This window comes from Thermus igniterrae ATCC 700962 (genome assembly GCF_000376265.1).
GTDB lineage: Bacteria > Deinococcota > Deinococci > Deinococcales > Thermaceae > Thermus > Thermus igniterrae.
Genome location: NZ_AQWU01000062.1, coordinates 43,173 through 68,973 on the forward strand (window position 1 = coordinate 43,173; position 25,801 = coordinate 68,973).

Sequence of the window (25,801 nt, forward strand, 5' to 3'; positions counted from 1 at the left end):
CCATGATCCGGCCCCTGCCCGAGTCCCTCCGGGGCCTTCTGGCCCGGGGGGAGGTGCTCCTTTCCGTAAAGGACGCGGTGCGGGAGCTTTTGGAAAACGCCCTGGACGCGGGGGCCAAGAGGGTGCGGGTGGAGCTTTGGGGTGGGGGCCTGGAGCGGCTGGTGGTGGAGGACGACGGAGCGGGCATCCCCCTGGCCGAGCTTCCCCTGGCCGTGGAGCCCTACGCCACCAGCAAGCTGGAGACCCCTGAGCGCATCGCCACCCTGGGCTTCCGCGGCCAGGCCCTTTATGCCCTTAGGCAGGCGGCCCACCTGCGCCTCCGCTCCCGCCCCCGGGGGCAGGTGGGGGGCGGGCTCCTCCTGGCCTCGAGGGAGGAGGTGGCCCTCCAGGAGGTGCCAGCCCCCCCGGGCACCCGGGTGGAGGTCCTGGGCCTCTTCCGGGGAGAGGGGCGGGACCCGGCGCGGGAGGCCCGGGGGGTGCAGGAGCTCCTCAGGCGCTACCTCCTCCACCACCCCCACCTCTCCCTGGCCCTCTTCGTGGAGGGGGAGGCCCGGCTCCTTTTCCCGGGTTCGGGCCTCAAGGAAGCGGCCCGGCTGGCCTTTGGCCGGGTCCTGGCCCAGAGGCTTATTCCCCTCGAGGCCCACCAAGGGGAGATGCACCTACTAGGCCTCCTTTCCGGCCCCCAGGCCTCCCGCACCCGGCCCGACCTCCTCTTCCTGGCGGTGAATGGCCGCCCCGTGGCCTGGCCCGAGGGGCTCCTTAGGGCCCTGCGCCGGGCCTACCGCGAGCTTCTCCCCGAGGGGCACTTCCCCCTCGGGGTGGTCAACCTTACCCTTCCCCCAGAGGCCTTCCGCCTGCGCCTGGACGCCCGCAAGGAGGAGGTGGCCGTGGCGGAAGGGGTAGAGGCCTTCCTGGAGGAGGCCCTGCGGGAGACCTTCCAGCGCCACAGCCTGGCCCGGGCCCTGCCGGAGCCCAAGCCCCTCCTGCCCCTCCTGCCCCCCACGCCCTCGGGCCTCCCCCGGCTACGCTACCTGGGCCAGTTCCGGGAGAGCTACCTCCTGGCCGAGGCGGGGGACACCCTCTACGTGGTGGACCAGCACGCGGCCCACGAGCGGGTGATCTTTGAGGAGTTCCAGCGGAGGCTTGGGGAAGAGGGGCTACGCCCCCTGCCCCGCCCGGTCCTGGTGGAGCTCGCCCCCGAGGAGGAAGCCCTCTTAGAGGAGGGGCACCCAGCCCCCCTCTTCGCCTACGAGCCCTTCGGCCCGGGGCGGGTGCGGCTCCTGGCCGCCCCCCCCTTTCTCCACCCCTACCCCCTGCTCCTGCCCGAGGTCTTCCGCGAGGCCCTAAGGGGGGAGGGGAGGAGCCTCAAGGACCTCCTGGCCCGCCTGAGCTGCCTGCCCGCCCTGAAGGCCGGTCACCCCCTGGGCCGGGCCGAGGGCCAGGCCCTTCTGGACGCCCTCCTGGCCTGCGAGACCCCTTGGGTCTGCCCCCACGGCCGGCCGGTGCTCCTGGCCCTTAGGGAGGAGGACCTCATCCGCCGCTTTGGCCGCCGCTCGGGGGCCCGGGCAGGAGGAGAATCCCGTCCTCATCGGCCACGAGAAAGCTCCCCGGAAGAACCCTCACCCCAAGGAGGCTGAGGGGCACATCCACCTCCCCCTTCCCCTCCTTGGCGCTTTTTTTGGGGGTGGCGGCCAGGGCGCGGACGCCGATGGGCACCTCCTTCAGCTCCACCGCATCCCGCACCGCCCCGTGGACCACCACGCCCGCCCAGCCCCGCTCCCAGGCCAGCCGGGCCAGGTTCCCTCCCAAAAGGGCGGTGCGCAGGGAACCTCCCCCGTCCACGAAGAGGACCTGGCCCTGGCCTCCCTCCTCCAGCACCCTTCGCACCAGGGCGTTGTCCTCAAAGACCTTTAGGGTCCGGACCCGGCCGAAAAAGTGGGTTTTGCCGCCGAAGTCCCGGAAGACCATGGGTAGGGCCTCTGCCTCAGGATGGGCATCGGAAAGGTCCGTGGTGCGCCATGCCATGGGTATATAGTAGCCCCCATGGACGAGGCGCGGCTCCTCATCACCTGCCCGGACCGCCCCGGCATCGTGGCCGCGGTCTCGGGCTTCCTCTACGCCCATGGGGCCAACATCACGGATTTGCAGCAGCACTCCACCGATCCCGAAGGGGGGACCTTCTTCATGCGGGTGGCCTTCACCACCCCGCACCTGGACCTCTCCCGCCCCGCCCTGGAGCGGGCCTTCCAGGAGGTGGTGGCCGAGCGCTTCGCCATGGCCTGGCGCCTGGCCTACGCCTCGGAGCCCAAGCGGGCGGCCATCCTGGTCTCCCGGCCGGCCCATGCCCTGCTGGAACTCCTTTGGCGCTATCGGGTGGGAGAGTTGCCCATGGACCTGCGCCTGGTGGTCTCCAACCACCCCCACCACCGGGAGGAGGTGGAGCGCTTCGGGGTGACCTACCACCACGTACCCGTGGAGCCGGGACGCAAGGAGGAGGCCGAGGAGCGCATCCTTGACCTCCTCGAGGCCGCGGGGGTGGAGGTGGTGATCCTGGCCCGCTACATGCAGATCCTCTCCCCGGCCTTCGTGGCCCGCTACCCCATGCGCATCCTCAACATCCACCACTCCTTCCTCCCCGCCTTCGCCGGGGCCAATCCCTACCGCCAGGCCCACGAGCGGGGGGTGAAGCTCATCGGGGCCACGGCCCACTACGTGACCGAGGAGCTGGACGCCGGCCCCATCATTGAGCAGGACGTGGCCCGGGTCTCCCACCGCCACTCCGTGGAGGACCTGCGGCGGATCGGCCAGGAGTTGGAACGCACGGTCCTGGCCCGGGCGGTGCGCTGGCACCTGGAGGACCGGGTGATCGTCCACGGCAACAAGACCGTGGTCTTCGTCTAATCGCCCCCTAACCCCCGGGGCTTAGGGTAAGGCCAGGAGGTGGCGCATGAACCTCGGGCGTTCTTTCGTGGGTTTTCTGGTGCTCTCCCTCATGGCCGGGGCGGTGCTCTGGTGGGGGCTTGGGAACGGGCAGACCCAGCGTCCCCAGGCTTCCCAGGCGGCCCCTGCCGAGGCCGGGCTTCTGGAGTACGAGCGCAACACCGTGGAAATCGTGGAGCGCTACGGGGACGGAGTGGTGTACGTAGGGGTGGTGGCCCGCCCCCAGAACGTGCAGCTTCCCCCGGGGTTTGAGTTCTTTGCCCCCTTCCTGCCTCCCCAGGAGGGCACGGGCTCAGGGTTCGTCATTGACAAGGAGGGCTACATCCTCACCAACTACCACGTGGTGGAGGGGGCAAGCCGCATCACGGTGAAGTTCCACAACGACCCTAAGGAGTACACCGCCCGCCTGGTGGGGGCAGCCCCGCCCCTGGACCTAGCCCTCCTGCGGGTGGACGCCCCTCGGGAGAAGCTGGTGCCTCTGGTCCTAGGGGACTCGGACCGCATCCGCGTGGGGCAGAAGGCCATCGCCATGGGTAACCCCTTTGGCCTGGAGTTCACCGTGACTCAGGGGATTGTCTCCGCCATCCGCGAGAACCCCGGGGCCATCGGGGATGACTCCGGCCTGGTGCCCCAGGTGATCCAGACGGATGCCGCCATCAACCCTGGCAACTCCGGTGGGCCCCTCCTCAACTCCCGGGGGGAGGTGATCGGCATCAACACCGCCATCTTCACCCCCACGGGCCAGATGGGGGCGGCCCAGTTCGCCGGGGTGGGCTTCGCCCTGCCCATCAACCTGGTGAAGCAGTACCTGCCGGAGCTTAGGGCGGGCAAGACCCTCACCGCTGAGGCCATCATCCGCTCCCGGCCCCGGCTTGGGGTTGCCCTCATCCCCCTCTCCGTGTACCCGGAGAGGCTACGCCAGCAGTACAACCTGCCCGCAAGCGGCCTCATGGTGCAGGAGGTGGAGCGAAATAGCCCCGCCGAGCGGGCTGGCCTCCGCCCCCCCACCCGCTTCGCCTACGTCCAGCTGGCCAGCGGGGAGACCCTCCAGGTGGGGGTGGACGGGGATGTGCTCCTCAAGGCGGATGGGGTGGCCCTCACCTCCATCGCCCAGCTACGCCAGGTCCTCTACGCCAAGAAGCCCAATGAGGCGGTGGTCCTCGAGGTCTGGCGCCAGGGCCGCACCCTCACCCTGAAGGTGGTCCCCCAGGTCCTCCGCTAGGGGGGCCACAGGAGGCGGACCCTGAGGCACCCCCCTTCCACCGGGAACCAGGTGCCGCCCAGCCGTAGGGCCAGCCCCACCTGGGAGCAGTAGCGGAGCTCCCGCCGCCTTTCCTGAGCCAGGGCCTGGTTCCAGGCGTACTCCCCGCCCGTGTAGTAGGCCTCCGTCTCCGGGTCGGTGTAGGCCTTGAAGCCCTGGAACCCGCGAACGAGGCGGAACTCCAGGAGGACCGGCCTCCCCGTTACCGAGTTCATAAACTCCACCCGCCCGCTGTCCCAGGGGGTGAGGAGGAGGTAGGTCTTCTTCCCTTCTTCCTCCACCTCCACCACCCGCACCAGGGCGAGGAGGAGGCCAAGCCCCAAGACCAGGAGGAGCCCACCCACCCCCCTGGCGGGTGGGCTTCCTTGGGCCGGAGGCCCGTCTGCTGGCTTGCCGCGTCCTGGGCTCAAGGGCGGCTGGCCCTAGCGGAGCGCCCCCACCTCGCGGAAGTAGCGCAAGGCCCCCTCGTGGTAGGGGATGGTGCCCCCCACGAAGCGCACCGCATTTTCCAGGCTGGTGTCCCGGGCGGCGGCCACCGCCTGGCGCAGGGTGGCCAGGTTTTCAAAGGTGGCCTTGGTGAGGGCGTAGGCGGCCTCAGCGGGCAGGCTCTCGGGGCAGACGAAGAGGTTCCAGAAGGCCAGGGTGGGGGTGTCGGTGCGGGCCCCGTAGGTGGCCTTGGGGATTACCCCGGGCCCGGCCAGGCCGGGGAAGCGCCGCTGGAAGGTCTGGACCACGGTGCTCTTGGGGTCCAGGGGCACCAGGTAGATGCGTTGCCCCTTCCGGGCCAGGGCGGCGGAGAGCTCGGTGATGGCCCCGGTGGGTAGCCCCCCGGACCAGAAGAAGGCGTCAATGTTGCCCTCCGCCAGGGCGTTGGCGCTCTCCTGGGCCCCCAGGCGCTCCTGCTTGGCGAAGTCCTTGGGGGAAAGCCCCGCCGCCTGGAGCACCAGGAGGGCCTCCACCTCGGTGCCCGAGCCCGGGGCCCCGGTGGAGACCCGCTTGCCCTTCAGGTCCTGCACCACCCGGATTCCCGACCCCTCCCGGGCCACGATGTGCAGGAAGTTGGGGTACATGGCGAAGAGGATGCGGGCGCTCTTGGCAGGCCTTTCCCGGAAGCGCTCGTGTTGCCCGGTGAAGGCCAGGTAGGCGGAGTCGGGGAGCACGGTGCCGCAGTAGAAGGTCCCGCCGCCGGTGCGGGTTTCCAGGAGGAGGAGGTTGTCGATGGAGGCCGCGGTCTGGATGGCCTGGGCCTCGGCCACCCCGGCCTTGTTCCAGACCTCGGCCAGGGTGGTGCCGTAGTAGAAGTACACCCCTCCCACCCCCCCGGTGGCGATGACCACCCGGGGCTTCTGGGCCGCAGCCATACCCAACAGGGCCAAAAGGGCAAGCAACACGCCTCTCATAGCCTTTCTCCTTTCGCTCCTACCCTAAGCCCCCTTTCCCGCCGGCGTCAAGCCCTTGAAGAAGAAGGGGAGGCCGAGGAGGAAAGCCAGGAGGTTCAGGGGACCGTAGGGGACAAAGAGCATCACCGCCAGAAGGCCCAGGGTCCAGGCCTCCCAGCGCCTTAGGGGCCTGCGGGTGTACCCGGCCCCGGAGGCCGAGAGGTAGATGATGCCCGCGGCCACGGAGAGGAAGCGCTCCAGGATCATCGCCCAGGCCTCGGCCGGCGGGGAGTTCTCCAGGACGGGGACGATGAGCAAGGCGGTACCCGAGTAGGAGAGGAGGAAGAAGAAGCCCACCAGGTACTTGGACAGGGCCACCCGGGCGGCGTACACCCCGGTCTGGAGGGGGTTGGTGCCGAAGACGCTGCTGGCGGCGTAGGCGGAAAGGGCTACCGGCGGGGTCACGTCCGCCAGGACCGCGTAGTAGAAGAGGAACATGTGGGTGGCGAAGATGGCGGCGGACTCGGGGATGCCGTTTTCCTTGGCCAAGGCGATGATGGCCGGGGCGGTGAGGGCCGAGGTGAGCACGTAGGTGGCCGTGGGCGGCACTCCCATCCCCAGGACCAGGCTGAAGACGGCGGTGATGAGGGTGGCCAGGAGGAGGCTCTCCCCGGAGACCTGCTGCAGGAGCTGGCTGAACTTGGAGGGCAGGCCGGAGATGACCATCATGGCGAAGATGAGGTTGGCGGCGGTCACCGCTGTGCCGATGGGCAGGAGGGTGCGGAAGCCCTCGGCCAGCCCCTCGAGGACCGGCCCAACCCCCCTAGGCCTTAAGGTGGGGTCCAGGTAGGTGAGGACGATGAAGAGGACCAGGGCCAGGCTGGCGGCCGTGCGCACCTCGTACCCCAGGTAGAGCATGGCCACGATGAGGAGGATGGGGAGGAAGATGAAGCCGTAGCGCAGGAGGTAGCGCCTCCGGCTCATGCCCAGCTCCGGGGCCACGGCCTTCAGCCCTGCCTTCCGGGCGTAGAACTCGTTGAAGGCCAGGACGGTGGTGAGGTAGAGGAGGGCGGGGCCGATGGTCATGACGATCACCTTCAGGAGGGGGATCTGGAGGATCTCCACCATGATGAAGGCGATGGAGCCCAGGACCGGGGGGGTGATGAGGGCGATGGTGCCGGCGGTGGCCACCAGGCCGGCGGCGATGAGACGCTCGTACCCTGCCCGCTCGTAGAGGGGCTTGGTGAGGGCGGCCACGAACTGGGTGTCCGCGGCCCCGCTGCCCGAGAACATGCCCATGAAGACGCTGGCCACCCCGGTGACCCGGCCCGGGGTGGCGGGGTGTTTGCCCACCAGGGCCAGGGCGTAGTTGGCCACCACCCTGCCCAGGCCTAGGGCCCCGATCATCCCGGAAAGCAGGGTGAAGTAGACCAGGTACTTGGCGGAAACCCCGGTGATGAGGCCGTAGATGCCGGCCTCCGTCTCGTTGAAGGTCTTGCCCAGGAGGAGGTCAATCCCCTGGGGGCTTCCCTTGAAGGCCCCGGGGAAGAGGTTAGCGTAGAGGTTGTAGCTGAAGAAGAAGAGGACCAGGACCGGCATCACCGGGCCCAGAAGCCGGTACACCAGCCCCAGGACCAGCATGATGAGGCCGAAGGACATGGCCATGTCCCAGGGCTGGGGCAGCACCGCCCGGTAGACCAGCTCCTCAAAGTAGCGGAGCTGGTACAGGGTAGGGAAGAGGGCCAGGAGGACCGCCAGGAGGTCGGCGGGGCGCTTCAGGCCGGGCAGAAGGGCCGGCAGGACCGCCACCCCCCAGTAGAGGAGGCCCACCGCCTTGGCCTCCCAGGGGAGGCTGACCCCGGGCACGCTGGGGAAGAGGAAGTTGTAGAGGGGGACCAGGGTGAAAAGCGCGTAGATCCAGGCGCCCAGGGTGCGCTTCCTGGGCAGGTAGAAGGAGACCAGGTACCCTCCTAAGAGGAGGAAGAGCACGTGGGTGCTCCGCTGTAGCTGGACGATGTCCAGGATGGGGATCTCCGCCCTGGCCAGGGGGGTGAAGGGGTGGAGGACCAGGTAGAGGCTGTAGAGGGCCCCCAGGATCAGCACCCAGCGGGTGAGCCGGGCCAAGGGGGTTTCAGGGGTTGTGGGGCGTTCCAGTTCCATCCTTGCCTCCGAAAACGCCCGGGGCCTGGGGAGGCCCAGGGCACCCGGGCGCGGCTTGGGACTACTTGATGAGGCCCTTCTCCTTCAGGTAGCGCTCGGCCCCCGGGTGGAAGGGGATGGGGAGCTTGCCGTAGAGCTTGGCGGTGGCCTCGAGGCTGGTGTCCTTGGCCGCGGCCACGGCGGTGCGCAGGGTGTCCAGGTTCTCAAAGACCGCCTTGACCATGGCGTAGCCGGCCTCGGCGGGGAGGCTTTCGGGGCAGACCACCACGTTGCCCGTGGCCAGACCCGGCACATCCGTGCGGGTGTTGTAGACGCTCTTGGGCACGGTGTAGGTGTCCACCAGCCCGGGGAAGCGCTTCATGACCACCTGGGCGGTGGTGCTCTTGGGGTCCACGGGGACGAGGTACACCCGGTCCCCCTTGCGGGCCAGGGTCTGGGAGAGCTCCACGATGGAGCTGGTGGGCACGCCCCCCACCCAGAAGAAGGCGTCCAGGGTGCCTTCGGCCAGGGCCTTGGCCCCCTCGGCCACGGGCAGGCGCTCCCGCTTGGCGAAGCTCTCCACCTTCACCCCTGCCCCCTGGAGGACCAGAAGGGCCAGGTTCTCCGTGCTGGAACCGGGCTGGCCAGTGGAGACCCGCTTGCCCTTCAGGTCCTGCACCACCTTGATGCCCGCCTTCTCCGTGGTCACGATGTGGATGAAGGAGGGGTACATGTAGAAGAGGACCCGCTGGGCCTTGGCGGGCCGATCCTTGAAGCGGGGCTCCTCCCCGGTATAGGCCACGTAGGCGGAGTCCGTGGTGGTGAGGGCGCAGTAGTAGGTGCCGCCCCCCGTGCGGTCGCGCAGGAGTTGCAGGTTGTCGTAAGACCCCCCGGTCTGCACCGGCTGGGCCTCCACCACCCCGGCCTTGTTGAGGATGTCGGCCATGGCGGTGCCGTAGTAGAAGAAGACGCCGCCGGTGCTCCCGGTGCCGATGACCACCCTGGGCTTCTGGGCCAGGGCCAGGCCCAGAAGCGCAAGACCGATGAGTATAAAGGCTTTCTTCATGGCCACCTCCCGTATACTTTTGCGCCCCTAACCTACCCCACCCCCGTAGGTCTGTCAAGGCCGGGAGAGGCCGAGAAGCCTTACCTGGAAGGCCCTCAGGAGATCCGTCTTGCTGAGGATGCCCAGGAGGCGCCCCCCTTCCACCACCAGGGCCCGGGTGTAGTTTCTTTCCGCCATCCGCTCCAAGGCGGTAAGGGCTTCCTCCTCGGGGGAGAGGACCAGGGGGGGTTGGAGGTAGCGGCCCACGGGGGCTTGGGGGTCGGCCCCGTCCAGCCCTTCCAGCCCCACCACTCCCAAAACCCTTTCCCCCTCCACCACGGGGAAGCCCGAGACCCGGTGGGCTAGCGCCAGCCCCAGTACCTCCCGGACGCTCAGCTCGGGGGGAACGGTGAGGGGGTCTTGGGTCATCAGGTCACGCACCTTGAGGCCTTCCAGGGCCTGGGCCAGGAGGGTGGACTCAGCCTCGGCCCTCGAGGCCATGTACACGAAGAAGGCGATGAGGATCAGGAAGGGGTTGAAGACCACCAGGCCAAAGAGCCCCAGGGCCAGGGCCACCGCCTGGCTTAGGGCGGCCGCCTGGCGGGTGGCCTGCAGGTAGGGCTTGCGCAGGGCCAGGAGGGCCCGGTAGACCCGACCCCCGTCCAGGGGCAGGGCGGGGAGGAGGTTGAAAAGGCCCAGCATGAGGTTCACCAGGGCCAGGTAGTGGGTGAGGAAGCCCAAGGCCCCCGCCTCCACCCGGCCCAGGCGGAAGAGGAGGGCCAGGGCGAAGCTCACCAGAGGCCCTGCCAGGGCCACGGCCAGTTCCCTCCGGGGCTCCTTGGGGAGCCGTTCCATCTGGGCCATGCCCCCCAGAAGCCATAGGGTGATGCGCCGGGTCTCCACCCCGTAGCGCCGGGCGGTCAGGGCGTGCCCTAGCTCGTGCAGGAGCACGGAGAGGAAAAGCCCCAAGGCGGCCAGAAGGCCCAGGAGGAAGGGCCAAGGACCCATCAGAAGCCCAGGGTCCTGGGGTAGGCCGAAGAGCTCCAGGTAAAGGGGCAGGTTGCTACCGATGAGGAAGGCCAGCAGGGGGAGGACCAGGAGGAAGGAGGGGTCCAGGTGGATGGGGATCCCCAGGAGGCGGAAAAGGGGAAACCCACGGCCGAACATGCCTCAGTATAGGCCCCTTCCCCAGGGCCTCGGCTTGATAATGACCGGTCAGTCAGGGGTAGGATAGGGGGGTGCTGGCCCTCGCCCTTCTCCGGGACACCCGCTACCGCACCTACTGGTTGGCCCTCTTCACCTCCCAGATGGGCACCTGGATGCAGGCGGCGGCCCAGGGTTGGCTGGTCCTCCTCCTCACGGGAAGTGCGGAACGGCTCGGCCTGGTGGTGGCCCTGCAGTTTTTGCCCTCCTTGCTCTTCTCCCTCCCCGCCGGGGTCCTGGCGGACCGCTACCCCAAGCGCCACCTCCTCCTCCTCACCCAGGGGGGCATGATGCTTCTGGCCTTCCTCATGGCCCTTCTCATCCTCACCGGCTGGGTGCGCTACGGCCACGTGCTCCTCTTCGCCTTCCTCTACGGGGCCCTGAACGCCATGGACCTGCCCGTACGCCAGAGCTTCACCGTGGAGTTGGCGGGCCGGGAACGCTACCCGGGGGCCATCGCCCTCAACTCCTTCGGCTTCAATCTAAGCCGCCTCTTAGGACCAGCCTTGGCCGGTCTCCTCATCGCAGGTTTTGGCGTGGGCATGGCCTATCTGGCCAACGCCCTGTCCTTTCTCCCCCTCCTTTTGGTCCTCCGGGGCGTACCCCCGGGCCCCGCGGCCGGGGAGGGGGACGGCCGCTTCCTCCGGGAGGCCCTGGAGGGGGTGCGCTTTGTCCTGGAAAACCCCCTGGTGCGAAGGGTGGTGGGGCTTGTGCTCTTTGCCAGCCTCCTGGGCATGAACTTCCAGACCCTGGTGCCCGCCTACGCCCGCCTGGTCCTGGGGCTTTCCGCTACGGGCTACGGCTTCCTGGTCTCCAGCGTGGGGGTGGGGGCCTTGGGGGCCGCCTTGGTCATGGCCTTCACGGGAAGGCCCAGGCCAGGCCGCCTTCTCCTGGGGGTCTTCGCCCTGGCCCTGGCCCACCTGGGGCTTTTCCTGCCCCAGGCCTCCTGGGTGCCCCTCTTCCTCGCCCTGGGGGGGTTTGGCATGATCTCCGTCCTCATCAACGCCAATACCCTGGTGCAGCTCTCCGTGCCCGACCGCCTTAGGGGCCGGGTCATGGCGGTCTACAGCCTGGTCATGCTGGGCACCGGCCCCCTGGGGGCCTACCTCACGGGGCTTCTCTTTGAGCTTCTGGGGGGGCGGCTGGCCGCCTTAGCCTTGGGCGGGGGGGTGTTCCTGGTGGGCCTTTACCAGCTCCGGCCCTGGCCTAAGGGCGCCAGTCCGCCGGCCTAGGCCCAAGGCCGAGCCGCCAGGCCACCCCCTGGGCCACCCTTTGCCCGGCCTTGCCGTCCCCGTAGGGGTTGGGGGCGGCCCGCATGCGGGCCAGGGCCTGGGGGTCTTCCAGGAGGCCCTTCACCGTGCGGTAGACCCCTTCGGGCTCGGTGCCCGCCAGCTTGAGGATGCCCGCCTCCAGCCCCTCAGGCCTTTCGGTCACGTTGCGCAACACCACCACCGGCACCCCCAGGGCGGCCCCCTCCTCCTGTAGCCCCCCGGAGTCGGTGACCAGGAGGAGGCTTTCCCGCATGAGGGCGGCCATGGGGCCGTACTCCAGGGGGTCCAGGAGGACGAAGTTCCTCACCCCCTTCAGCACGGGGAAGACCGCCTCCCGCACCACGGGGTTCAGGTGCACGGGGTAGACGAAGGTGAGCTCGGGGAAGGCCTCGGCCACCCGTTTGAGGGCCCGGGCCAGCTCTGGAAGAAGGGGCCAGTTCTCCCGCCGGTGCATGGTGACGGTCACGTAGGGCCCCGGGGGGAGCCCCTGGGGGAGGCGGCCTAGGCGGGCGGCCAGGAGCACGGCGTCCACCCCCGTCTGCCCCGTGACCAGGATGCCCTCCTCCCCTTTGCCCTCCCTGAGGAGGTTGGCCTTGGCCAGGGGGGTGGGGGCGAAGTCCAGGTCGGTGAGCACATCGGTGAGGCGGCGGTTGGCCTCCTCGGGGAAGGGCTCCTTGAGGTTGCCGCTCCTCAGGCCCGCCTCCACGTGGCCCACGGGCAGGCCCACCAGGAAGGCGGCCCAGGCCACGGCGAAGGTGGTGAGGGTGTCCCCGTGGACCAGCACGTAGTCCGCCCGCATCTCCTCCAGGGCCCGGGCCGCCTGGGGCAGGATGCGGGCGGCCAGGTCGGGGAGGGCCTGGCGTTCTTGCATTACATCCAGATTGCGGTCCTCCTGGATGCCGAAAAGGGAAAGGGCCTGTCTAAGCTGCTCCCGGTGCTGGCCGGTGAGGAGGACCAGGGGCTTGAGGTGGGGTAGGTCCTTGAGGGCCAGGTAGACCGGGGCCATCTTGGTGGCCTCGGGCCGGGTACCGAAGGCCAGGACGACCCGCTTCATTCCCCCCTCCAAAGGGCGCGTAGCCGGCGGTAGGTCACCCAGCTCAGGCCGGCCACGGTGGCCAGAAGGCTTGCCAGGATGGCTTCTTTAGGCATTCCCAGGTAGACCATGGCCAGCAGGTTGAAAAGGAGGGCCACCCCCCAGAGGACGAAGGCCACCCGCCGCTGGGAGAGCCCCCGGGCCAGGAGGCGGTGGTGGAGGTGGTCCTTTCCGGGGGTGGCCAGGGGGTTTTGCCCCTTGAGGAGGCGGCGCACCACCACCTGGGTGGTGTCCAGGATGGGCAGGAGGAGGAAGAGGGCCGGGGGCAGGAGGCCCAGGAAGGTGGTGAGCTTGAGGTTGCCCAAAAGGGCGGTGGCCGCCAGGGTGTAGCCCAGGAAGTAGGCCCCGGCATCCCCCAGGATGATGCGGCTGGGATGCAGGTTGTGCCGCAAAAACCCCAGGGCCGCCCCCCCCAGGGCGGCCAGGACCAGGGTGCCCGCGGCCCAGTAGGGGAACTGGGCGCTCACGAAGAGGAGGCTCATGGCGCTGATGAAGGCAATGCCCCCTGCCAGGCCATCCAGGCCGTCCATGAGGTTCAGGGCGTTGGTGATGCCCACCACCCAGAGCCAGGTGAGGAAGAGGCCCAGGGCCGGGTCCAGGGGGGTGCCGAAGGCGGCCTCAAAACGCACCCCCACGGCCATGAGGAGGAGGGCGGCCAGGGTCTGCACGAAGAGGCGGAAGAGGGGCGGCAGGCCGAACTGGTCGTCAATGAAGCCCACCAGGACCAGCCAGGCCCCCCCGAGGAGGATGGCCAGCACCTGGATGAGGACCTGTTCCACCAGGATGGGCCTTAGGAAGGCCGCGGCCACCAGGGCCAGGACCACGCCGGCGTAGACGGCCAGCCCCCCGGCGTTGGGCAGGGGCTCGCGGTTGAGCCGCCTTTCGTTGGGCTGGTCGGCCCAGCCCACCTTGAGGGCAAAGCGGCGCACCTGGGGGATGAAGCGCCAGGTGAAGAAGAGGGCCAGCAGGAAGGCGAAGACCACGGTGAGCCAGCCCGTGCCCGAGGGCTCGGCGATGCCGATGCGGCGGAGGAGCTCGGTCATTTCGTCCCGTAGATGCGGTCCCCGGCGTCCCCCAGGCCCGGGACGATGTAGCCGTGGTCGTTGAGGCGCTCGTCAATGGCCGCCACCACCACCTCGGTGTCGGGGTGGTCCTTGGCGATGCGCTCCAGCCCCTCGGGGGCGGCGATGATGCACATGAGCTTGATGCCGCTGGCCCCCCGTTCCTTCAACAGGGAAAGGGCATGGCTGGCGCTTCCCCCGGTGGCCAGCATGGGGTCCAGGAGGAAGACCCGGCGCTCGGCGATGTCCGGGGGGAGCTTGGCGTAGTACTGCACGGGCTTCAGGGACTCGGGGTCGCGGTAGAGGCCGATGTGCCCCACCCGGGCATGGGGTACCAGCTTGAGGATGCCCTCCACCATGACCAGCCCCGCCCGCAGGATGGCCACCAGGGCCAGCTTCTTCCCCGAGAGCACCCGCACCCGGGCCGGGGCCACCGGGGTCTCCACGGTGGTCTCCGTGAGCTCCAGGTCCCGCATGGCCTCGTAGGCCATGAGGAGGGAAAGCTCCTCGGCCAGCTCCCGGAAGTCCTTGGCGCCCGTGCGCTTGTCCCGGAGGTGGGCCAGCTTGTGCTGGACCAGGGGATGGTCCACCAGGGTGATCCTCATCCCCCAGAGCCTAACATGCCTGCCCCCTTCGGGGAAGGCAGTCCCTGAGGAAGCTTTCCGCCCGGGGGAGCTTTTCCCGAAGGGCCTCCTGGAAGCCCTCGGGGTGCTTGGTGCGGAACCAGTGGAGGTCATGGAGGTAGGTGAGGGGGACGTAGAAGGCCAGGCGCGCCCGCACCTCCAGGGGGTAGAGCCGGGCCAGGCGGAAGAGGGCCTCCCGGGCCGGGGCTTCCCCCAGGAGGTCCAGGCTCCCCGTCTTCAGGAGGGCCAGGTCCCGGGCCGGGTCGTCCCCTCCCGAGCGGACCCAGTCCACCAGCATCACCTCCGGGCCCTCCTGGCCTCCTTCCTTCACCAGGAGGTTGCCTGCCCAGGCGTCCCGGTGGCAGAAGCGCCGCTCGGCCCCGGCGGCCAGGTCCACCTCCCGCTTGAGGGCCCTGATGAGGGCCAGGGCCTCGGGCAGGTCAAAGAGGCTTTCCGCGAAGCGCTCCAGCCGGGCCAGGAGCTCCTCCCGGCCCACGTACCCGGGCTCGGGCAGGCGGTGGAGGGTGAGGAAGAGGTGGGAGAGGGCAGCCAGGGTCCTGGGGGTGAAGGCCTCGGGGGAGAAGGGCCTTCCCGGGAAGCGGCGGGTGATGAGAACCCCCAGCCCCTCCACCCGCTCCACGCCCAGGACGAAGCCTCCCAGCCCCGCCCGGGCCATGCGCTGGGCCTCGAGGGCCGCCAGGTGGGCCTCGGGGGCCTGGTAGACCTTGTAGACCCGCTCCCCGTCGGTGTAGACCCGGGCCTCAAAGCCGCCCAGGGGGGTGAGGCGGGCCAGGGCTTGGGGGGAGAGGAGGCCCTTCAGGGCCGGAAGCGCCACAGGGCCTATTCTAAAGGCCTCCTGCCAGGGCTTAAGCCCCCAGGGTAACCTGAGGGCGTGGAGCTCCTGCGCCCCGAGGCCACCCTCCTCGCCCTGGGGGACAGGGTGGTCTCCTTTGACCGGGAGGGCCGGCCCTACCACTACTTCCGCCAGGGCCTTACCTTCAAGCGCGCCCTGGACGGAAGCCTCCACCTGCGCTTCCGGGATGGGGAGAGGAGGCGGAGACGCCTGGCCGAGGAGGAGGCCCTAGTCGTCTACCGGGAGGTCCTGGAGCTGGCGGCGGCCCACCTCCAAGACCCCGGGCGCCGGGCCGAGGTCCTGGCCTGGACCCCCGAGGGGCTCCTGGACCCCACCCCCTACCGCCGGGCCTACGCCTGGCCGGTCTCCATCCTGCCCCCGGACGCCTACCTCAGCGTGGTCCTCCAGGCCACCACGGGGTGTAGCTGGAACCGTTGCGCTTTTTGCTCCTTTTACCAGGACCGCCCCTTCCAAAAGCGTAGCCCTGAGGCCTTCCGGGAGCACGTGGAGCGGGTGCTGGCCCTTTTGGGCCGGGGGCGGCTTTTGCGCCGGGGGGTCTTCCTGGCGGACGGCAACGCCCTGGCCCTGGCCGAACCCCTCCTCCCCCTCCTGGAGGCGGTGGGGGAGGCCTTTCCCGGGGAGCCCGTCCTGGGCTTTTTGGACCTCTTCACCGGCCTCAGGAGGCCCGCCTCCTGGTGGAGGCGGCTTCGCGCCCTGGGCCTGCGGCGGGTCTACCTGGGCCTGGAGACCGGGCACGCCCCCCTTCTGGCCCTCCTCCAGAAGCCGGGCCACCCCCGGGAGGCCCTGCCCCTGGTCCGGGCCCTCAAGGAGGCGGGGCTGAGCCTGGGGGTAATCCTCATGGTGGGGGCGGGGGGGGCTCCCTTTGCCGCCGCCCACTTCCGGGACAGCCTGGCCCTTCTGGCCGGGCTCCCCCTTACCCCGGAGGACGTGGTCTACCTTTCCCCCTTCCAGGTTGCTCCGGGCACACCCTACGCCCAATTGGGCCTCGAGGCCCTGGCGGACGTGGAGGGGGAGGTGCGGGCCTGGGCCTCTGCCCTGCGCCGCCTGGGGCTGAAGGTGGCCCGCTACGATATCCGGGAGTTCCTCTACTAGCCCCCTGGGGCCAGGGGGTATACTCAGGCCATGAGCGCTTCCCACGACCGCGAGCTCTACCAGGCCTGGGTGGAACTCCTCTCCTGGATGCGGGAGTACGCCCAGGCCAAGGGCGTGCGCTTTGAGAAGGAGGCCGACTTCCCCGACTTCATCTACCGCATGGAGAGGCCCTACGACCTGCCCACCACCATCATGACCGCCTCCTTGTCCGACGCCCTGGGGGAGCCCTTCCTGCTGGCCGACGTCTCCCCCCGCCACGCCCAGCTCAAGCGCATCGGACTCCGCCTTCCCCGGGCCCACATTCACCTGCACGCCCACTACGAGCCCGGCAAGGGCCTGGTGACGGGCAAGGTGCCCCTCACCAAGGAGCGCTTCTTCGCCCTGGCCGACCGGGCGCGGGAGGCCCTGGCCTTCGCCTAGACCTGGGCGATGGTCCCCTGGCCCAGGGCCACGAGCCGCCTTTCCCCTTCCTCCTCGGCGTAGACCTCCCCCTGGACCACCGCCAGCCGTTTTCCGGCGTGCACCACCCGTCCGGTGGCCGTGAGCCGCCCTCCCCGGGCCGGGCGCACAAAGTTCACCTTGAACTCCACGGTGAGCACCTGGGGCTGGGGGCCCAGGGCCATCCCCCCGGCGAAGGTGAGGGCGTTGTCCAGGAGGGTGGCAATCACCCCTCCGTGCACCGTCCCCAAGTGCTGCAGGTGCTCCGGGCCCACGGCCAGGGCGAACTCCACCCCCTCAGGGCCTGCCCTCACCAGCTCCGCCCCCACGTGGCGGCTGAAGGGCTGGGCCCGCAGGACCTCCCTACCCAACTCCAACAGGTCCATGCCCACCTCCTTGAACTGGGTCAAAGTTTAGGGGCGGACCGGCAAGGCGTCAAGGGCCTCCCATAGGGCCAGCACCACCCGGTGGAGCACGAAAAAGGCCTCCCGGGTGGGCCGGAGGCCCCTGCCCTCCAGGACCAGGAGCCCCTCCTCCGCCAGGCCCCGGGCGGTGGCCTCCAGGGCCTCCCAGAGGGGAAGGCCGGTCCGGGCCTCCAGGAGGTCCACCTCCACCCCTTCCCGCAGGCGCAGGCCCAGCATGAGGGCCTCCTTGGCGTACTCCAGGGGGCTCAGGGCCTCCTCCGCGGGGGGTTCTCCCCCAAGCCAGCGGGGAAGCGGGGGGTTGGTGCGCCGAAGGGCGTAGGCCGGGCCATCGCCCGGGTACTGGCCCGTGGCCCCCGGGCCCAGGGCCAGCCAGAACCCGGCCCGCCAGTAGACCAGGTTGTGGCGGGCCTCCTCCCCGGGCCGGGCGAAGTTGGAGACCTCGTAGCGCAAAAGCCCGGCCTCCCCCAGCACCGCCTCGGCCCGCTCCATGGCCCAGGCTTCCCGTTCGGGGTCCTCCTCCAGGCCCAGGAGGGCCAAGGGCGTGCCCTTTTCCACCTGCAGGGTGTAGGCGGAAATGTGCCCCACCCCCAGGTGGGCGGCCTCCTCTAGGTCCCTTTCCAGGTCCTGCATGGGCAGGCCCAGGATGAGGTCTATGGAGACGCGAAACCCCGCTTCCAGGCTCATCTCCACCGCCCTCAGGGCTCCTTTGCGCCCGTGGGCCCGGCCGAGGAACTTTAAGACGGGGTCCTGGAAGCTCTGCACTCCCAGGGAGAGGCGGTTCACCCCTAGCTCCTTGAGGAGCTGGAGGCGTTCCCGGCTCAGGGTGCCGGGGTTGGCCTCGAGGGTCACCTCGGCCCCCCGGGCCAGCTCCCAGGGAAGGGCCTGGAAGAGGGCCACCAATTCCCCCTCCCGCAGGTAGCTGGGGGTGCCCCCGCCCAGGTAGAGGGTCTTCAGGGGCTCAGGGTAGGCGGCGTGGAGGGCCTGGGCCTCTTCCCTAAGGCGCCTAAGGTAGGCTTCCACCCACCCCGGGCCCCGCCGCACCACGTGGAAGTCGCAGTAGGGGCAGAGGGTGGGGCAGAAGGGGACGTGCACGTAAAGGCTGGCCATGGTCCTCCCGGGCCGGCGGGCCACCCCTCAGTCTACGTAAAGGAGGCGGAAGTCGTTGAGGTTGGTGCCGGTGGGGCCGGTCCGGAGGAGGGTGCCAGCTTCCCGAAAGAAGCCCAGGCTGTTGTTTTCCGCCAGGTAGGGCCTGGGGTCCAGCCCCCTGGCCCAGACCCCGGGGGTGAGGAGGGCTCCTGCGGCCCCCGAGCTCCCGTCCAGGCCATCGGAGTCCGCGGCCAGGGCGTAGAGGGGACTTTCCAGATGGGCGTAAAGGGCCAGGAGAAACTCCAGGTTCCGCCCTCCCTGCCCCCGGCCCACCACCCGCACCTGGGCCTCTCCCCCGGAGAGGAGGAAAAGGGGTTTGCGGAAGGGAAGCCCGTGGGCGCGGATGCTCCCCACCAGCTCCGCGTGGAAGCGGGCCAGGGCCCTGGCCTCCCCGCCGAAGCGGTCGGAGAGGATCACCGCCTTGTGGCCTTCCCGCCGCAAAAAGGCCTGGGCCGCACGCAGGAGGTCCAGGTTGGTGCCCACCAGGCGCCAAGAAAGCCGCCTTAGGGCGGGGTCTTCCGGCTTGAGCGTCTCCGGGTATTCCCCCCGAGCCCCCCGCTCCAGGGCCGCCCGCACCTCGGGAAGGTCCAGGCCGTAGCGGTCCAGGACGGCCAGGGCCTCGGCGTAGGTGCTGGGGTCGGGGTGGAAGGGCCCGGAAGCGATGACGCTGGGGTCATCCCCCGGCACGTCGGAGAGGAGGAGGACGTGGACCCTGGCCCGGGTGGCCAGGAGGGCCCTTCCCCCCTTGAGGCGGGAGAGGTGCTTGCGCACGGCGTTCACCTCCCGGATGCTGGCCCCGCTCCTAAGGAGGGCTTCGGTGAGGGCCTGCTTGGCCTCCAGGCTGACCCCAGCGGGGGCACACCATAAGGCGCTTCCTCCCCCCGAGACCAGGGCCAGGACCCGGGCCTTGGGCGGTAGGGCCTGGAGGAGGCTTAAGACCTCCTCCCCCGCCCGAAGGTTTTCCCTATCGGGCACCGGATGCCGGGCGAAAACGGCCTCGAGCCCTCCCGCCTCCTGCCCCTTGGGCAGGGTGAGGTGGTAGGGCACCCTTCCGTAGCGGTCCAGAGCCGCCTGGAGCATGGGGGCCGCCCCTTTGCCCACCGCCAGGATGAGGTCCGGCTTCCAAGAAGGGAGGCGCCTTGCCGTGAGGCCGTAGGGGTGGGTGGCCTCCAGGGCCTGGAGGAAGGCTTCCTTCAGGAGGGCTTCCATCCCTTTGTGAGGCCCTCAGGCCAGGGTCTCGAGGAGGGGGTCCTTGCCCGCATAGAGGAGGGCCAGGAGCTCTGCCGTGTGCAGGACGGGAAGGTCCAGATGGGCCTGGATCTGGGTGAGGCAGCCGATGTTGCCCGTGACCACCAGCTCCGCCCCCGTGGCCTTCAGGTTGGCCGCCTTCCTCTGGCCCAGGGCCGCGGCGATCTCCGGCTGGAAGAGGTTGTAGGTGCCGGCGCTCCCGCAGCAGAGCTCCCACTCCTTGGGCTCCAGCACCTCCACCCCCGCCGCCTTCAGAAGGCGCCGGGGGGCCTCCCGCACCCCCTGGGCGTGGGCCAGGTGGCAGGCATCGTGGTAGGCCACCCGCAGGGGCCTTGGCGGGGGTGGGGGCGGGGTGAAGCCCAGCGCCTCGAGGATCACCGTGAGGTCCTTTACCTTAGCCGCCAAGCGCCGGGCCTCCTCCTCCTCGGGCTCCCCCAGGAAGAGGAGGGGGTACTCCTTCATCCCCGAGCCGCACCCGGCGGCGTTGGTCACCACGTACTCCACCTCCCGGAAGGCCTTAAGGTTCTGCCGGGCTAGGGCCCTGGCCCCCTCCTTGTCCCCGGCGTGGAGGTTGAGGGCCCCGCAACAGGCCTGCTCCCTGAGGAGGACCACCTCCACCCCGTTTTCCTGGAGTACCCGCAGGGTGGCCTCGTTGATGGAGGGACGGAGCACCCGCTGGGCGCACCCCAGGAGGAGGCCCACCCGGGCCTTGCGTTCCCCCTTGGCGGGGTAGACCTCCGGGTAGGGGGCCTCCTTGGGCAGGCGCTCCGGGAGAAGCTCCAGGGGGGCCCTTAGGGCTTTGGGCAGGGGCAGGGGCTTCAGGAGGGGCTTGAGCCCCACGCCCAGGGCCGCCAGGGGCCGGAAGCGCTCGGGATGGGGCAGGGTGCGCAGGAGGGCCAACCGGAAGGCCCGTTCCAGGGGGTAGCGGTGGCGCTTTTCCTCGGTGTGGAGGCGGAAGGCGGCGATGAGCTCCCCGTAGGGCACGCCGCTTGGGCAGGCGGTGACGCAGGCCTGGCAGGCCAGGCAACGGTCCAGGTAGGGCAGGGCCTCCTCCAGGGGGAGGTTTCCCTCCAGCACCTCCTTCATGAGGAAGATGCGCCCCCGGGGGGAGTCCATCTCCTCCTGCAGGACCACGTAGGTGGGGCAGGTGGGCAGGCAGAAGCCGCAGTGCACGCAGGCCTCTATGGCGTGGGCCATCACCTCGCCCTCCTTGCCCAGGGTTTCCACGGGAATCCGGTGTTGCATGGTCTCACCCTAAGGGAAAGCGGCTCCTGGGGTCCAGGGCCTCCTTAAGCCGGTGGAAGAAGGGGGCGGGGGGTGGGGGGAAGAGGGGGTCTTCGGCCCCCTTGAGCACCAGGTAGGGAAGACCTTCCCGCCTTAAGGCCTCCAGGCCTTCCCCGTCCAGTCCCGCGTAGAGCACCTCACCCCCGTCCAGGTAGCGCCTTGGACCCAGGGGCAGGCCTTCCAGCCGGGGGATGAGGGCTAGCCCGGCGGGCACCTTGGCCCAGATAGGGCTTTCCTCCAGGAAGGCCAGGTCCCGCACCGCCTCCCAGTGGGCCTCGTCCTCCTCCAGCACCTCCCCCTCCCGGCCCAGGAGGGCCTGCAGGCGCTCCAGGCGGGACCGGAGGCTTTCCGGAAAGCCCCCAAGGCGGATTTCCAGCCTCCCGGGGGGCACCAGGTCCAGGGCCAGAAGGTCCAGGGGCAAAAGCCTCAGCCTCTCCAGGGCCTCCAGGGCCGCCTCCAGGCTTTCCATCTCCACCCGGAGCGTGCGGGTGGCCTGGGGGCGGGGGAAGACCTTGAAGGAGAGCTCCACCATGACCCCAAAGGCCCCCAAGGCCCCCACCATGAGGCGGTGGAAGGGGAAGCCGGCGGCGTTTTTCACCACCTGGCCCCCGCCCCGCACCAGCCGGCCTTCCCCGTCCACGAAGCGCACCCCCAGGAGGAAGTCCCGCACCCCCCCGTAGCGGGCCCTCAAGGGACCAGAAAGCCCCGCGGCCACCGTGCCCCCCAGGGTGGCCCCCCGGCCCGCCAGGGGTGGGTGGAAGGGCAGGTACTGGCCGTGGGCCTTCAGGGCCTCCTCCACCTCCTGGAGGGGCGTGCCCGCGTAGGCGGTGAAGACAAACTCCTCGGGCTCGTAGGCCAGGATGCCCCGAAGCCCCGATAGGTCCAGGGCCACCTCCCCCTCCCGGGGGGTGGAGAGGGCGGGCTTGGTCCCGCCCCCCCGGGGCCGCAGGCGGGGATGGAGGCGCACCGCCTCCTGGACCTCGGCCACCCTTTCCGGCCTAACCCCGGCCATGGGCCACCTCCGGGAGGACCTTGCCCCGGTTGGCCAGGCCCTTGGGGTCCAGGGCCCGCTTCACCCGCTCCATGGCCTCCAGGTCCTCCTTGGCGAACATCTCCGGCATGTAGGCCTTCTTCTCCACCCCGATGCCGTGCTCCCCGGTGAGGGAGCCCCCCAGCTGGATGCAAAGCCGCAGGATCTCCCCGGCCAGGGCCTCGGCCCGCTCCAGCTCCCCGGGCTTCTTGCCGTCGTAGAGGACCAGGGGGTGGAGGTTCCCATCCCCGGCGTGGAAGACGTTGGCCACCCGGAGGCCGTAGGCCTGGGAGAGCCGCCCGATCTCCCGCAGGGCCTCGGCCAGGCGGCTTCGGGGCACCACCCCGTCCTGGACGATGTAGTCCGGGGAGAGGCGGCCCACGGCGCTGAAGGCGGCCTTGCGCCCCTTCCAGATGGCCTGGCGCTCGGCCTCGTCCCGGGCCACCCGCACCTCCTGGGCCCCGCTTTCCCGGATGAGGGCCTCCAGGACCCGGGCCTCCTCGGCCACCTCCTCCCTGGGGCCCTCCAGCTCCACGATGAGGAGGGCCTCGGCCCGGGGGTAGCCCGCCTTCACCGCGGCCTCCGCGGCCTCAATGGCCAGGCGGTCCATGATCTCTATGGCCCCGGGGAGGAGGCCCTGGCGGAGGATGCGGCTCACGGTTTCCCCGGCGGCCTCGAGGCTCCCGTAGGCCGCCAGCAGGGTGTGGTAGGCCTCGGGTTTGGGCAGAAGGCGCAGGGTGACCTCCAGGGCCACCCCCAAAAGCCCCTCCGTGCCCACGAAGAAGCCGTGGAGGTCCGGCCCCACCCCCTCCAGGCCCTCCCCCCCCAGCCGCACCACCTCCCCCTCGGGGGTCACCACCTCCAGCCCCAGGACGTGGTTGGCCGTCATCCCGTACTTCAGGCAGTGGGCCCCCCCGGAGTTGAAGGCCACGTTGCCCCCGATGGTGGAGATGGGCTGACTGGAGGGGTCGGGGGCGTAGTAGAGGCCGTAGGGGGCCGCGGCCCGGGAGACCTCCAGGTTCACCACCCCAGGCTCCACCACGGCGATGCGGGCCTTGGGGTCCAGCCGCAGGATGCGGTTCATGCGGTTCAGGGCGATGACCAGCCCCCCCTCCACGGGCAAGGAGCCCCCCGAGAGGCTGGTGCCGCTTCCCCGGGCCACGAAGGGGACGCCGTGGCGGTGGCAGAGGCGCACGGCCTCCACCACCTCCTCCTTGCGCTGGGGCAGGACCACCGCCAGGGGGCGCTTGCGGTAGGCGGTAAGGGCATCGGACTCGTAGGGGGCAAGCTCCGCCTCCTTGGTGAGAAGCCGCCCCGGGGGAAAAAGGGCCCTTAACTCCTCCAAAAAGCCCATCTTGGCCTCCTCCTCCCTACTTTAGCCCAAAGGGCGGGGCCCTGCCCCGCCCCTTCAGGGGTTTCCCCTAGTCCAGGTACTCGTAGGCCACCAGGGTGAGGAACTCTATGAAGGCCTCGGAGAGCACCAGCCGGTCCAGGATCTCCTCCGCCTCCTTGTACCGCCCGGCCTCCCGCCCGCCCAGCTTCTGAAGCTCCTCCTCCTTGATCTGCTGGTAGAGCTCCGGGGTCACCGTGCGGCCGTCCTCCAGGGTGGCCCCCCGGTGCACCCACTGCCACAGCTGGGCCCGGCTGATCTCCGCGGTGGCGGCGTCCTCCATGAGGTTGAAGATGGCCGCGGCCCCGTTGCCAAGCAGCCACTGGTTCAGGTACTGCAGGGCCACGGAGATGTTGTTCCTGAGCCCCGCCTCCGTCACCTTCCCCCCCGGCACCGCAAAGTTGAGGAGGTCCTGGGCGCTCACCTGGACGTCCTCCCGCTTCACGTGCTTCTGGTGGGGCTTCTCCCCCAGGTGGCGGTCAAAGACCTCCATGGCCACCGGCACCAGGTCGGGGTGGGCCACCCAGGTGCCGTCAAAGCCCTGGCCGGCCTCGCGTTCCTTGTCGGCCCGCACCTGCTGGAAGGCGCGCTCGTTCACCTCGGGGTCCTTACGGCTGGGGATGAAGGCGGCCATCCCCCCGATGGCGTGGGCCTCGTGGATGTGGCAGCTTTTGACCAGAAGCTCGGTGTAGGCCTTCATGAAGGGCACGGTCATGGTGACCTGGGCCCGGTCGGGGAAGATGGGGGCGGTGGTGGCGAACTTCTTGATGCAGCTGAAGATGTAGTCCCACCGCCCCGCGTTCAGCCCGGCGGCGTGCTCCTTGAGCTCATAGAGGATCTCCTCCATCTCAAAGGCCGCCAGGATGGTCTCAATGAGCACCGTGGCCCGGATGGTGCCCCGGGGAATCCCCAGGTAGTCCTGGGCGAAGTTGAAAACGTTGTTCCAGAGGCGGGCCTCCAGGTGGCTTTCCATCTTGGGCAGGTAGAAGTAGGGGCCAGACCCCCGCTTGAGGAGCTCGTGGGCGTTGTGGAAGAAGTAGAGCCCGAAGTCAAAGAGGCTGGCCGAGATGGGCTCCCCGTCCACCAGGACGTGCTTTTCCACCAGGTGCCAGCCCCGGGGGCGCACCACCAGGGTGGCCACCTTCTCCTTGAGCCGGTACGCCTTGCCCTCCGGGCTCACGAAGTCAATCTGGCGGCGCACGGCGTCCATGAGGTTCTTCTGCCCGGTGATCACGTTGTCCCAGGTGGGGGAGAGGGCGTCCTCAAAGTCCGCCATGAAGACCTTGGCCCCGGAGTTCAGGGCGTTCACGATCATCTTCCGGTCCACGGGGCCAGTGATCTCCACCCGGCGGTCCAGGAGGTCTTTGGGGGCCTCGGCCACCTTCCAGTTCCCGCCCCGCACGAAGGCGGTCTCCTCCAGGAAGTCCGGCTTTTCCCCGGCCTTGTACCGCTCCCAGAGGGCCTGCCGCCGCTCTAGAAGCGCTTTGCGCACGGGGTTGAACTCCCGGTGCAGGGCCACCACGAACCTGAGGGCCTCTTCCGTGAGCACCTCCTTCAGGAGGGGATGGTCCTTGGTGATTTCCACGCCCTTCATGGTGGCCTGAGCCTACGGGAGGGGGGAGGGGTTTGTCAAGAAACAAAATGGTTTTTTGAATGTTGAAAAACGCTACCGCGGGTGCTACCCTGGGGACCATGCCGCGGCCTCGCGCCAAGGGTGCTGGGGAGGTGAAGACCCTGGAAAGGGGCTTGGCGGTGCTGGAGGCCCTGGGGGAGGTGGGGGAGGCAGGGCTTTCCGCCCTGGCGGCCCGCACGGGGTTTGCCAAGAGCACCCTCTACCGCCTCCTCCAGGCCCTGGCCCGCCGGGGGTTCGTGGAGGAGGTGGGGGGGGTTTACCGGGTGGGCCCCCGGGCCTTCGCCGTGGGCCAGGCCTATCCCCGGGGGAGCCTCCTGCAGGCGGTGCGCCCGGAGATGGAGGCCCTGGCGGCCGCCTTGGGGGAGAGCGTGAACCTGGCGGTGCCCGCGGGCCTCGAGGCCCTCTACCTGGACCAGGTGCCGGGGGGACGCCTGGTGCGCCTCTTCACCGCCCCGGGCTCCCGGGCTCCCCTGCACGCCACCGGGGTGGGCAAGGTCCTCCTGGCCTACCGGGGGGTACCCGAGGGGCTTTCCCTCACCCCCTATACCCCCCACACCCTCACCCGCCTTGCCGACCTCGAGGCGGAGCTGGCGGAGGTGCAGAGGCGGGGCTACGCCCTGGATAACGAGGAGAGGGAGCTTGGGGTGCGTTGCGTGGCCGCCCCCGTCTTTGGTCCCGGGGGGGAGGTGGTGGCCGCCCTTTCCCTCTCGGCCCCCAGCAGCCGCCTCTCCCTGGCGGAAGCCCACCGCCTGGCCCCCCGGGTGGTGGAGGCCGCCCGCAGGGCTTCCTTGCGTCTGGGATACACAGGAGCCGTATAATGAGATGGGTTAGGAGGCTTTAGCGGGAGGAGCTAAGGGCCATGGACAAGGACCGTCCCGTTTACGTGATCTCGGTGGCGGCGGAGCTGGTGGAGATGCACCCGCAGACCCTGCGGCTGTATGAGCGGAAGGGGCTNATCAAGCCGCGGCGGTCTGGGGGGAAGACCAGGCTTTACTCGGAGCGGGACATTGAGCGGCTGAGGGAGATCCGCCGGCTTACGCAGGAGCTTGGGGTGAACCTGGCGGGGGTGGAGGAGATCATGCGGCTGAGGGCGGAGCTGGAGGCCCTGCAGGCCCGCTTTGAGGCCGAGGTGGCCCGGCTTAAGCGGGAGATTGGGGCCCGCTTTGAGGCCCTGGAGCGCCGGGCCCTCCCCGCCCCCGGGGAGACGGAAAAGCCTTCCCCCAAGG

The 25,801-nt window shown here is 69.8% G+C and carries 25 protein-coding genes; 8 read left to right on the forward strand and 17 right to left on the reverse strand.

The window, feature by feature from the left end; translation table 11 throughout:
* Window positions 1–2: 2 nt before the first annotated feature.
* Window positions 3–1,637 carry a DNA mismatch repair endonuclease MutL gene (mutL, locus tag B128_RS0106530; RefSeq protein ID WP_018111479.1) on the forward strand — a complete coding sequence of 545 codons (1,635 nt, stop codon included), beginning with the start codon at window positions 3–5 and terminating at the stop codon, window positions 1,635–1,637.
* On the opposite strand, the gene rraA is transcribed toward mutL, so the two are convergent.
* A complete protein-coding gene (gene rraA, locus B128_RS12670; protein ID WP_071676674.1) occupies window positions 1,531–2,025 on the reverse strand; it encodes a ribonuclease E activity regulator RraA in 495 nt (164 codons plus the stop codon). The genes mutL and rraA overlap by 107 nt on opposite strands.
* An 18-nt stretch (window positions 2,026–2,043) precedes the next feature.
* Here rraA and purU point away from each other — a divergent pair, with 18 nt between their 5' ends.
* On the forward strand, window positions 2,044–2,901 hold the full coding sequence (purU, locus tag B128_RS0106540) for a formyltetrahydrofolate deformylase (protein ID WP_018111481.1): 858 nt from the start codon (window positions 2,044–2,046) through the stop codon (window positions 2,899–2,901).
* Window positions 2,902–2,947: 46 nt separating this feature from the next.
* Complete coding sequence (locus B128_RS0106545) at window positions 2,948–4,162, forward strand: S1C family serine protease (RefSeq protein ID WP_018111482.1); 1,215 nt, start codon at window positions 2,948–2,950, stop codon at window positions 4,160–4,162.
* On the opposite strand, the gene B128_RS0106550 is transcribed toward B128_RS0106545, so the two are convergent.
* The 5 genes from B128_RS0106550 to B128_RS0106570 all read right to left on the reverse strand — a co-directional run bounded on the left by B128_RS0106550 (window position 4,159) and on the right by B128_RS0106570 (window position 9,931).
* Window positions 4,159–4,545 (reverse strand): hypothetical protein, encoded by a 387-nt coding sequence (locus B128_RS0106550; protein ID WP_018111483.1) that lies wholly within the window; start codon window positions 4,543–4,545, stop codon window positions 4,159–4,161. The two genes, B128_RS0106545 and B128_RS0106550, sit on opposite strands and share 4 nt — an antisense overlap.
* Window positions 4,546–4,623: 78 nt before the next feature.
* Entirely contained in the window at window positions 4,624–5,601 is a 978-nt protein-coding gene (locus B128_RS0106555; protein WP_026175075.1) for a TAXI family TRAP transporter solute-binding subunit, read from the reverse strand.
* 24 nt (window positions 5,602–5,625) lie between these two features.
* The gene (locus tag B128_RS0106560) at window positions 5,626–7,740 is read right to left on the reverse strand and encodes a TRAP transporter permease (protein WP_018111485.1); all 2,115 of its coding nucleotides are present in this window, start codon (window positions 7,738–7,740) and stop codon (window positions 5,626–5,628) included.
* Between the two features lie 61 nt (window positions 7,741–7,801).
* Window positions 7,802–8,785 (reverse strand): TAXI family TRAP transporter solute-binding subunit, encoded by a 984-nt coding sequence (locus tag B128_RS0106565; protein ID WP_018111486.1) that lies wholly within the window; start codon window positions 8,783–8,785, stop codon window positions 7,802–7,804.
* 54 nt (window positions 8,786–8,839) lie between these two features.
* Window positions 8,840–9,931 carry a site-2 protease family protein gene (locus B128_RS0106570; RefSeq protein ID WP_018111487.1) on the reverse strand — a complete coding sequence of 364 codons (1,092 nt, stop codon included), beginning with the start codon at window positions 9,929–9,931 and terminating at the stop codon, window positions 8,840–8,842.
* Between the two features lie 71 nt (window positions 9,932–10,002).
* Here B128_RS0106570 and B128_RS0106575 point away from each other — a divergent pair, with 71 nt between their 5' ends.
* Complete coding sequence (locus B128_RS0106575) at window positions 10,003–11,199, forward strand: MFS transporter (RefSeq protein ID WP_018111488.1); 1,197 nt, start codon at window positions 10,003–10,005, stop codon at window positions 11,197–11,199.
* Here the strand turns inward: B128_RS0106575 and wecB are convergent.
* Genes wecB through B128_RS0106595 form a run of 4 tightly spaced genes read right to left on the reverse strand, consistent with a single transcriptional unit; the run spans window position 11,174 to window position 14,850 of the window.
* A complete protein-coding gene (wecB, locus tag B128_RS0106580) occupies window positions 11,174–12,292 on the reverse strand; it encodes a non-hydrolyzing UDP-N-acetylglucosamine 2-epimerase (RefSeq protein ID WP_018111489.1) in 1,119 nt (372 codons plus the stop codon). The genes B128_RS0106575 and wecB overlap by 26 nt on opposite strands.
* Window positions 12,289–13,374: an MraY family glycosyltransferase gene (locus B128_RS0106585; protein ID WP_018111490.1), complete on the reverse strand. Its 1,086-nt coding sequence runs from the start codon at window positions 13,372–13,374 to the stop codon at window positions 12,289–12,291. Before B128_RS0106585 ends, wecB begins: the two co-directional genes overlap by 4 nt.
* Window positions 13,371–13,997 carry a uracil phosphoribosyltransferase gene (gene upp / locus B128_RS0106590; RefSeq protein ID WP_018111491.1) on the reverse strand — a complete coding sequence of 209 codons (627 nt, stop codon included), beginning with the start codon at window positions 13,995–13,997 and terminating at the stop codon, window positions 13,371–13,373. Before upp ends, B128_RS0106585 begins: the two co-directional genes overlap by 4 nt.
* Before the next feature lie 10 nt (window positions 13,998–14,007).
* Window positions 14,008–14,850: a phosphotransferase family protein gene (locus tag B128_RS0106595; RefSeq protein WP_026175076.1), complete on the reverse strand. Its 843-nt coding sequence runs from the start codon at window positions 14,848–14,850 to the stop codon at window positions 14,008–14,010.
* Between the two features lie 57 nt (window positions 14,851–14,907).
* On the opposite strand from B128_RS0106595, the gene B128_RS0106600 reads away from it, so the two are divergent.
* On the forward strand, window positions 14,908–15,981 hold the full coding sequence (locus B128_RS0106600; RefSeq protein ID WP_018111493.1) for a radical SAM protein: 1,074 nt from the start codon (window positions 14,908–14,910) through the stop codon (window positions 15,979–15,981).
* A 30-nt stretch (window positions 15,982–16,011) separates the two neighbouring features.
* Complete coding sequence (locus B128_RS0106605) at window positions 16,012–16,401, forward strand: NADH-quinone oxidoreductase subunit 15 (protein WP_018111494.1); 390 nt, start codon at window positions 16,012–16,014, stop codon at window positions 16,399–16,401.
* Here B128_RS0106605 and B128_RS0106610 read toward each other — a convergent pair.
* The 7 genes from B128_RS0106610 to aceB form a co-directional block, all read right to left on the reverse strand.
* A complete protein-coding gene (locus B128_RS0106610) occupies window positions 16,398–16,805 on the reverse strand; it encodes a PaaI family thioesterase (protein ID WP_026175077.1) in 408 nt (135 codons plus the stop codon). The genes B128_RS0106605 and B128_RS0106610 overlap by 4 nt on opposite strands.
* A gap of 27 nt (window positions 16,806–16,832) precedes the next feature.
* Complete coding sequence (gene hemW, locus B128_RS0106615; RefSeq protein ID WP_018111496.1) at window positions 16,833–17,951, reverse strand: radical SAM family heme chaperone HemW; 1,119 nt, start codon at window positions 17,949–17,951, stop codon at window positions 16,833–16,835.
* Window positions 17,952–17,978: 27 nt separating this feature from the next.
* Window positions 17,979–19,199: a glycerate kinase type-2 family protein gene (locus B128_RS0106620; RefSeq protein ID WP_018111497.1), complete on the reverse strand. Its 1,221-nt coding sequence runs from the start codon at window positions 19,197–19,199 to the stop codon at window positions 17,979–17,981.
* Between the two features lie 15 nt (window positions 19,200–19,214).
* Window positions 19,215–20,483 (reverse strand): glycolate oxidase subunit GlcF, encoded by a 1,269-nt coding sequence (gene glcF / locus B128_RS0106625; protein ID WP_018111498.1) that lies wholly within the window; start codon window positions 20,481–20,483, stop codon window positions 19,215–19,217.
* A gap of 4 nt (window positions 20,484–20,487) precedes the next feature.
* Window positions 20,488–21,534, reverse strand: coding sequence for an FAD-binding protein (locus tag B128_RS0106630; RefSeq protein ID WP_018111499.1), 1,047 nt, complete (start codon window positions 21,532–21,534; stop codon window positions 20,488–20,490).
* Window positions 21,521–22,906, reverse strand: coding sequence for an FAD-linked oxidase C-terminal domain-containing protein (locus B128_RS0106635; protein WP_018111500.1), 1,386 nt, complete (start codon window positions 22,904–22,906; stop codon window positions 21,521–21,523). Before B128_RS0106635 ends, B128_RS0106630 begins: the two co-directional genes overlap by 14 nt.
* A gap of 67 nt (window positions 22,907–22,973) precedes the next feature.
* Complete coding sequence (gene aceB, locus B128_RS0106640) at window positions 22,974–24,536, reverse strand: malate synthase A (RefSeq protein WP_018111501.1); 1,563 nt, start codon at window positions 24,534–24,536, stop codon at window positions 22,974–22,976.
* Between the two features lie 98 nt (window positions 24,537–24,634).
* Here aceB and B128_RS0106645 point away from each other — a divergent pair, with 98 nt between their 5' ends.
* Window positions 24,635–25,393 (forward strand): IclR family transcriptional regulator, encoded by a 759-nt coding sequence (locus B128_RS0106645; RefSeq protein ID WP_026175079.1) that lies wholly within the window; start codon window positions 24,635–24,637, stop codon window positions 25,391–25,393.
* A gap of 41 nt (window positions 25,394–25,434) precedes the next feature.
* On the forward strand, window positions 25,435–25,801 hold a 367-nt coding region (locus B128_RS0106650), incomplete at its 3' end, for a heat shock protein transcriptional repressor HspR (RefSeq protein WP_018111503.1).

Excerpts from the sequence above, each read along its gene's own strand:
- rraA (WP_071676674.1), bottom strand. The coding sequence starts at position 2,025 with ATGGCATGGCGCACCACGGACCTTTCCGATGCCCATCCTGAGGCAGAG.
- wecB (WP_018111489.1), bottom strand. The coding sequence starts at position 12,292 with ATGAAGCGGGTCGTCCTGGCCTTCGGTACCCGGCCCGAGGCCACCAAG.
- B128_RS0106585 (WP_018111490.1), bottom strand. The coding sequence starts at position 13,374 with ATGACCGAGCTCCTCCGCCGCATCGGCATCGCCGAGCCCTCGGGCACG.
- B128_RS0106635 (WP_018111500.1), bottom strand. The coding sequence starts at position 22,906 with ATGGGCTTTTTGGAGGAGTTAAGGGCCCTTTTTCCCCCGGGGCGGCTT.
- purU (WP_018111481.1), top strand. The coding sequence starts at position 2,044 with ATGGACGAGGCGCGGCTCCTCATCACCTGCCCGGACCGCCCCGGCATC.
- B128_RS0106620 (WP_018111497.1), bottom strand. The coding sequence starts at position 19,199 with ATGGAAGCCCTCCTGAAGGAAGCCTTCCTCCAGGCCCTGGAGGCCACC.
- aceB (WP_018111501.1), bottom strand. The coding sequence starts at position 24,536 with ATGAAGGGCGTGGAAATCACCAAGGACCATCCCCTCCTGAAGGAGGTG.
- B128_RS0106560 (WP_018111485.1), bottom strand. The coding sequence starts at position 7,740 with ATGGAACTGGAACGCCCCACAACCCCTGAAACCCCCTTGGCCCGGCTC.
- B128_RS0106565 (WP_018111486.1), bottom strand. The coding sequence starts at position 8,785 with ATGAAGAAAGCCTTTATACTCATCGGTCTTGCGCTTCTGGGCCTGGCC.
- upp (WP_018111491.1), bottom strand. The coding sequence starts at position 13,997 with ATGAGGATCACCCTGGTGGACCATCCCCTGGTCCAGCACAAGCTGGCC.
- B128_RS0106545 (WP_018111482.1), top strand. The coding sequence starts at position 2,948 with ATGAACCTCGGGCGTTCTTTCGTGGGTTTTCTGGTGCTCTCCCTCATG.
- B128_RS0106555 (WP_026175075.1), bottom strand. The coding sequence starts at position 5,601 with ATGAGAGGCGTGTTGCTTGCCCTTTTGGCCCTGTTGGGTATGGCTGCG.
- B128_RS0106570 (WP_018111487.1), bottom strand. The coding sequence starts at position 9,931 with ATGTTCGGCCGTGGGTTTCCCCTTTTCCGCCTCCTGGGGATCCCCATC.
- B128_RS0106605 (WP_018111494.1), top strand. The coding sequence starts at position 16,012 with ATGAGCGCTTCCCACGACCGCGAGCTCTACCAGGCCTGGGTGGAACTC.
- B128_RS0106630 (WP_018111499.1), bottom strand. The coding sequence starts at position 21,534 with ATGGCCGGGGTTAGGCCGGAAAGGGTGGCCGAGGTCCAGGAGGCGGTG.
- glcF (WP_018111498.1), bottom strand. The coding sequence starts at position 20,483 with ATGCAACACCGGATTCCCGTGGAAACCCTGGGCAAGGAGGGCGAGGTG.
- B128_RS0106645 (WP_026175079.1), top strand. The coding sequence starts at position 24,635 with ATGCCGCGGCCTCGCGCCAAGGGTGCTGGGGAGGTGAAGACCCTGGAA.
- B128_RS0106610 (WP_026175077.1), bottom strand. The coding sequence starts at position 16,805 with ATGGACCTGTTGGAGTTGGGTAGGGAGGTCCTGCGGGCCCAGCCCTTC.
- hemW (WP_018111496.1), bottom strand. The coding sequence starts at position 17,951 with ATGGCCAGCCTTTACGTGCACGTCCCCTTCTGCCCCACCCTCTGCCCC.
- mutL (WP_018111479.1), top strand. The coding sequence starts at position 3 with ATGATCCGGCCCCTGCCCGAGTCCCTCCGGGGCCTTCTGGCCCGGGGG.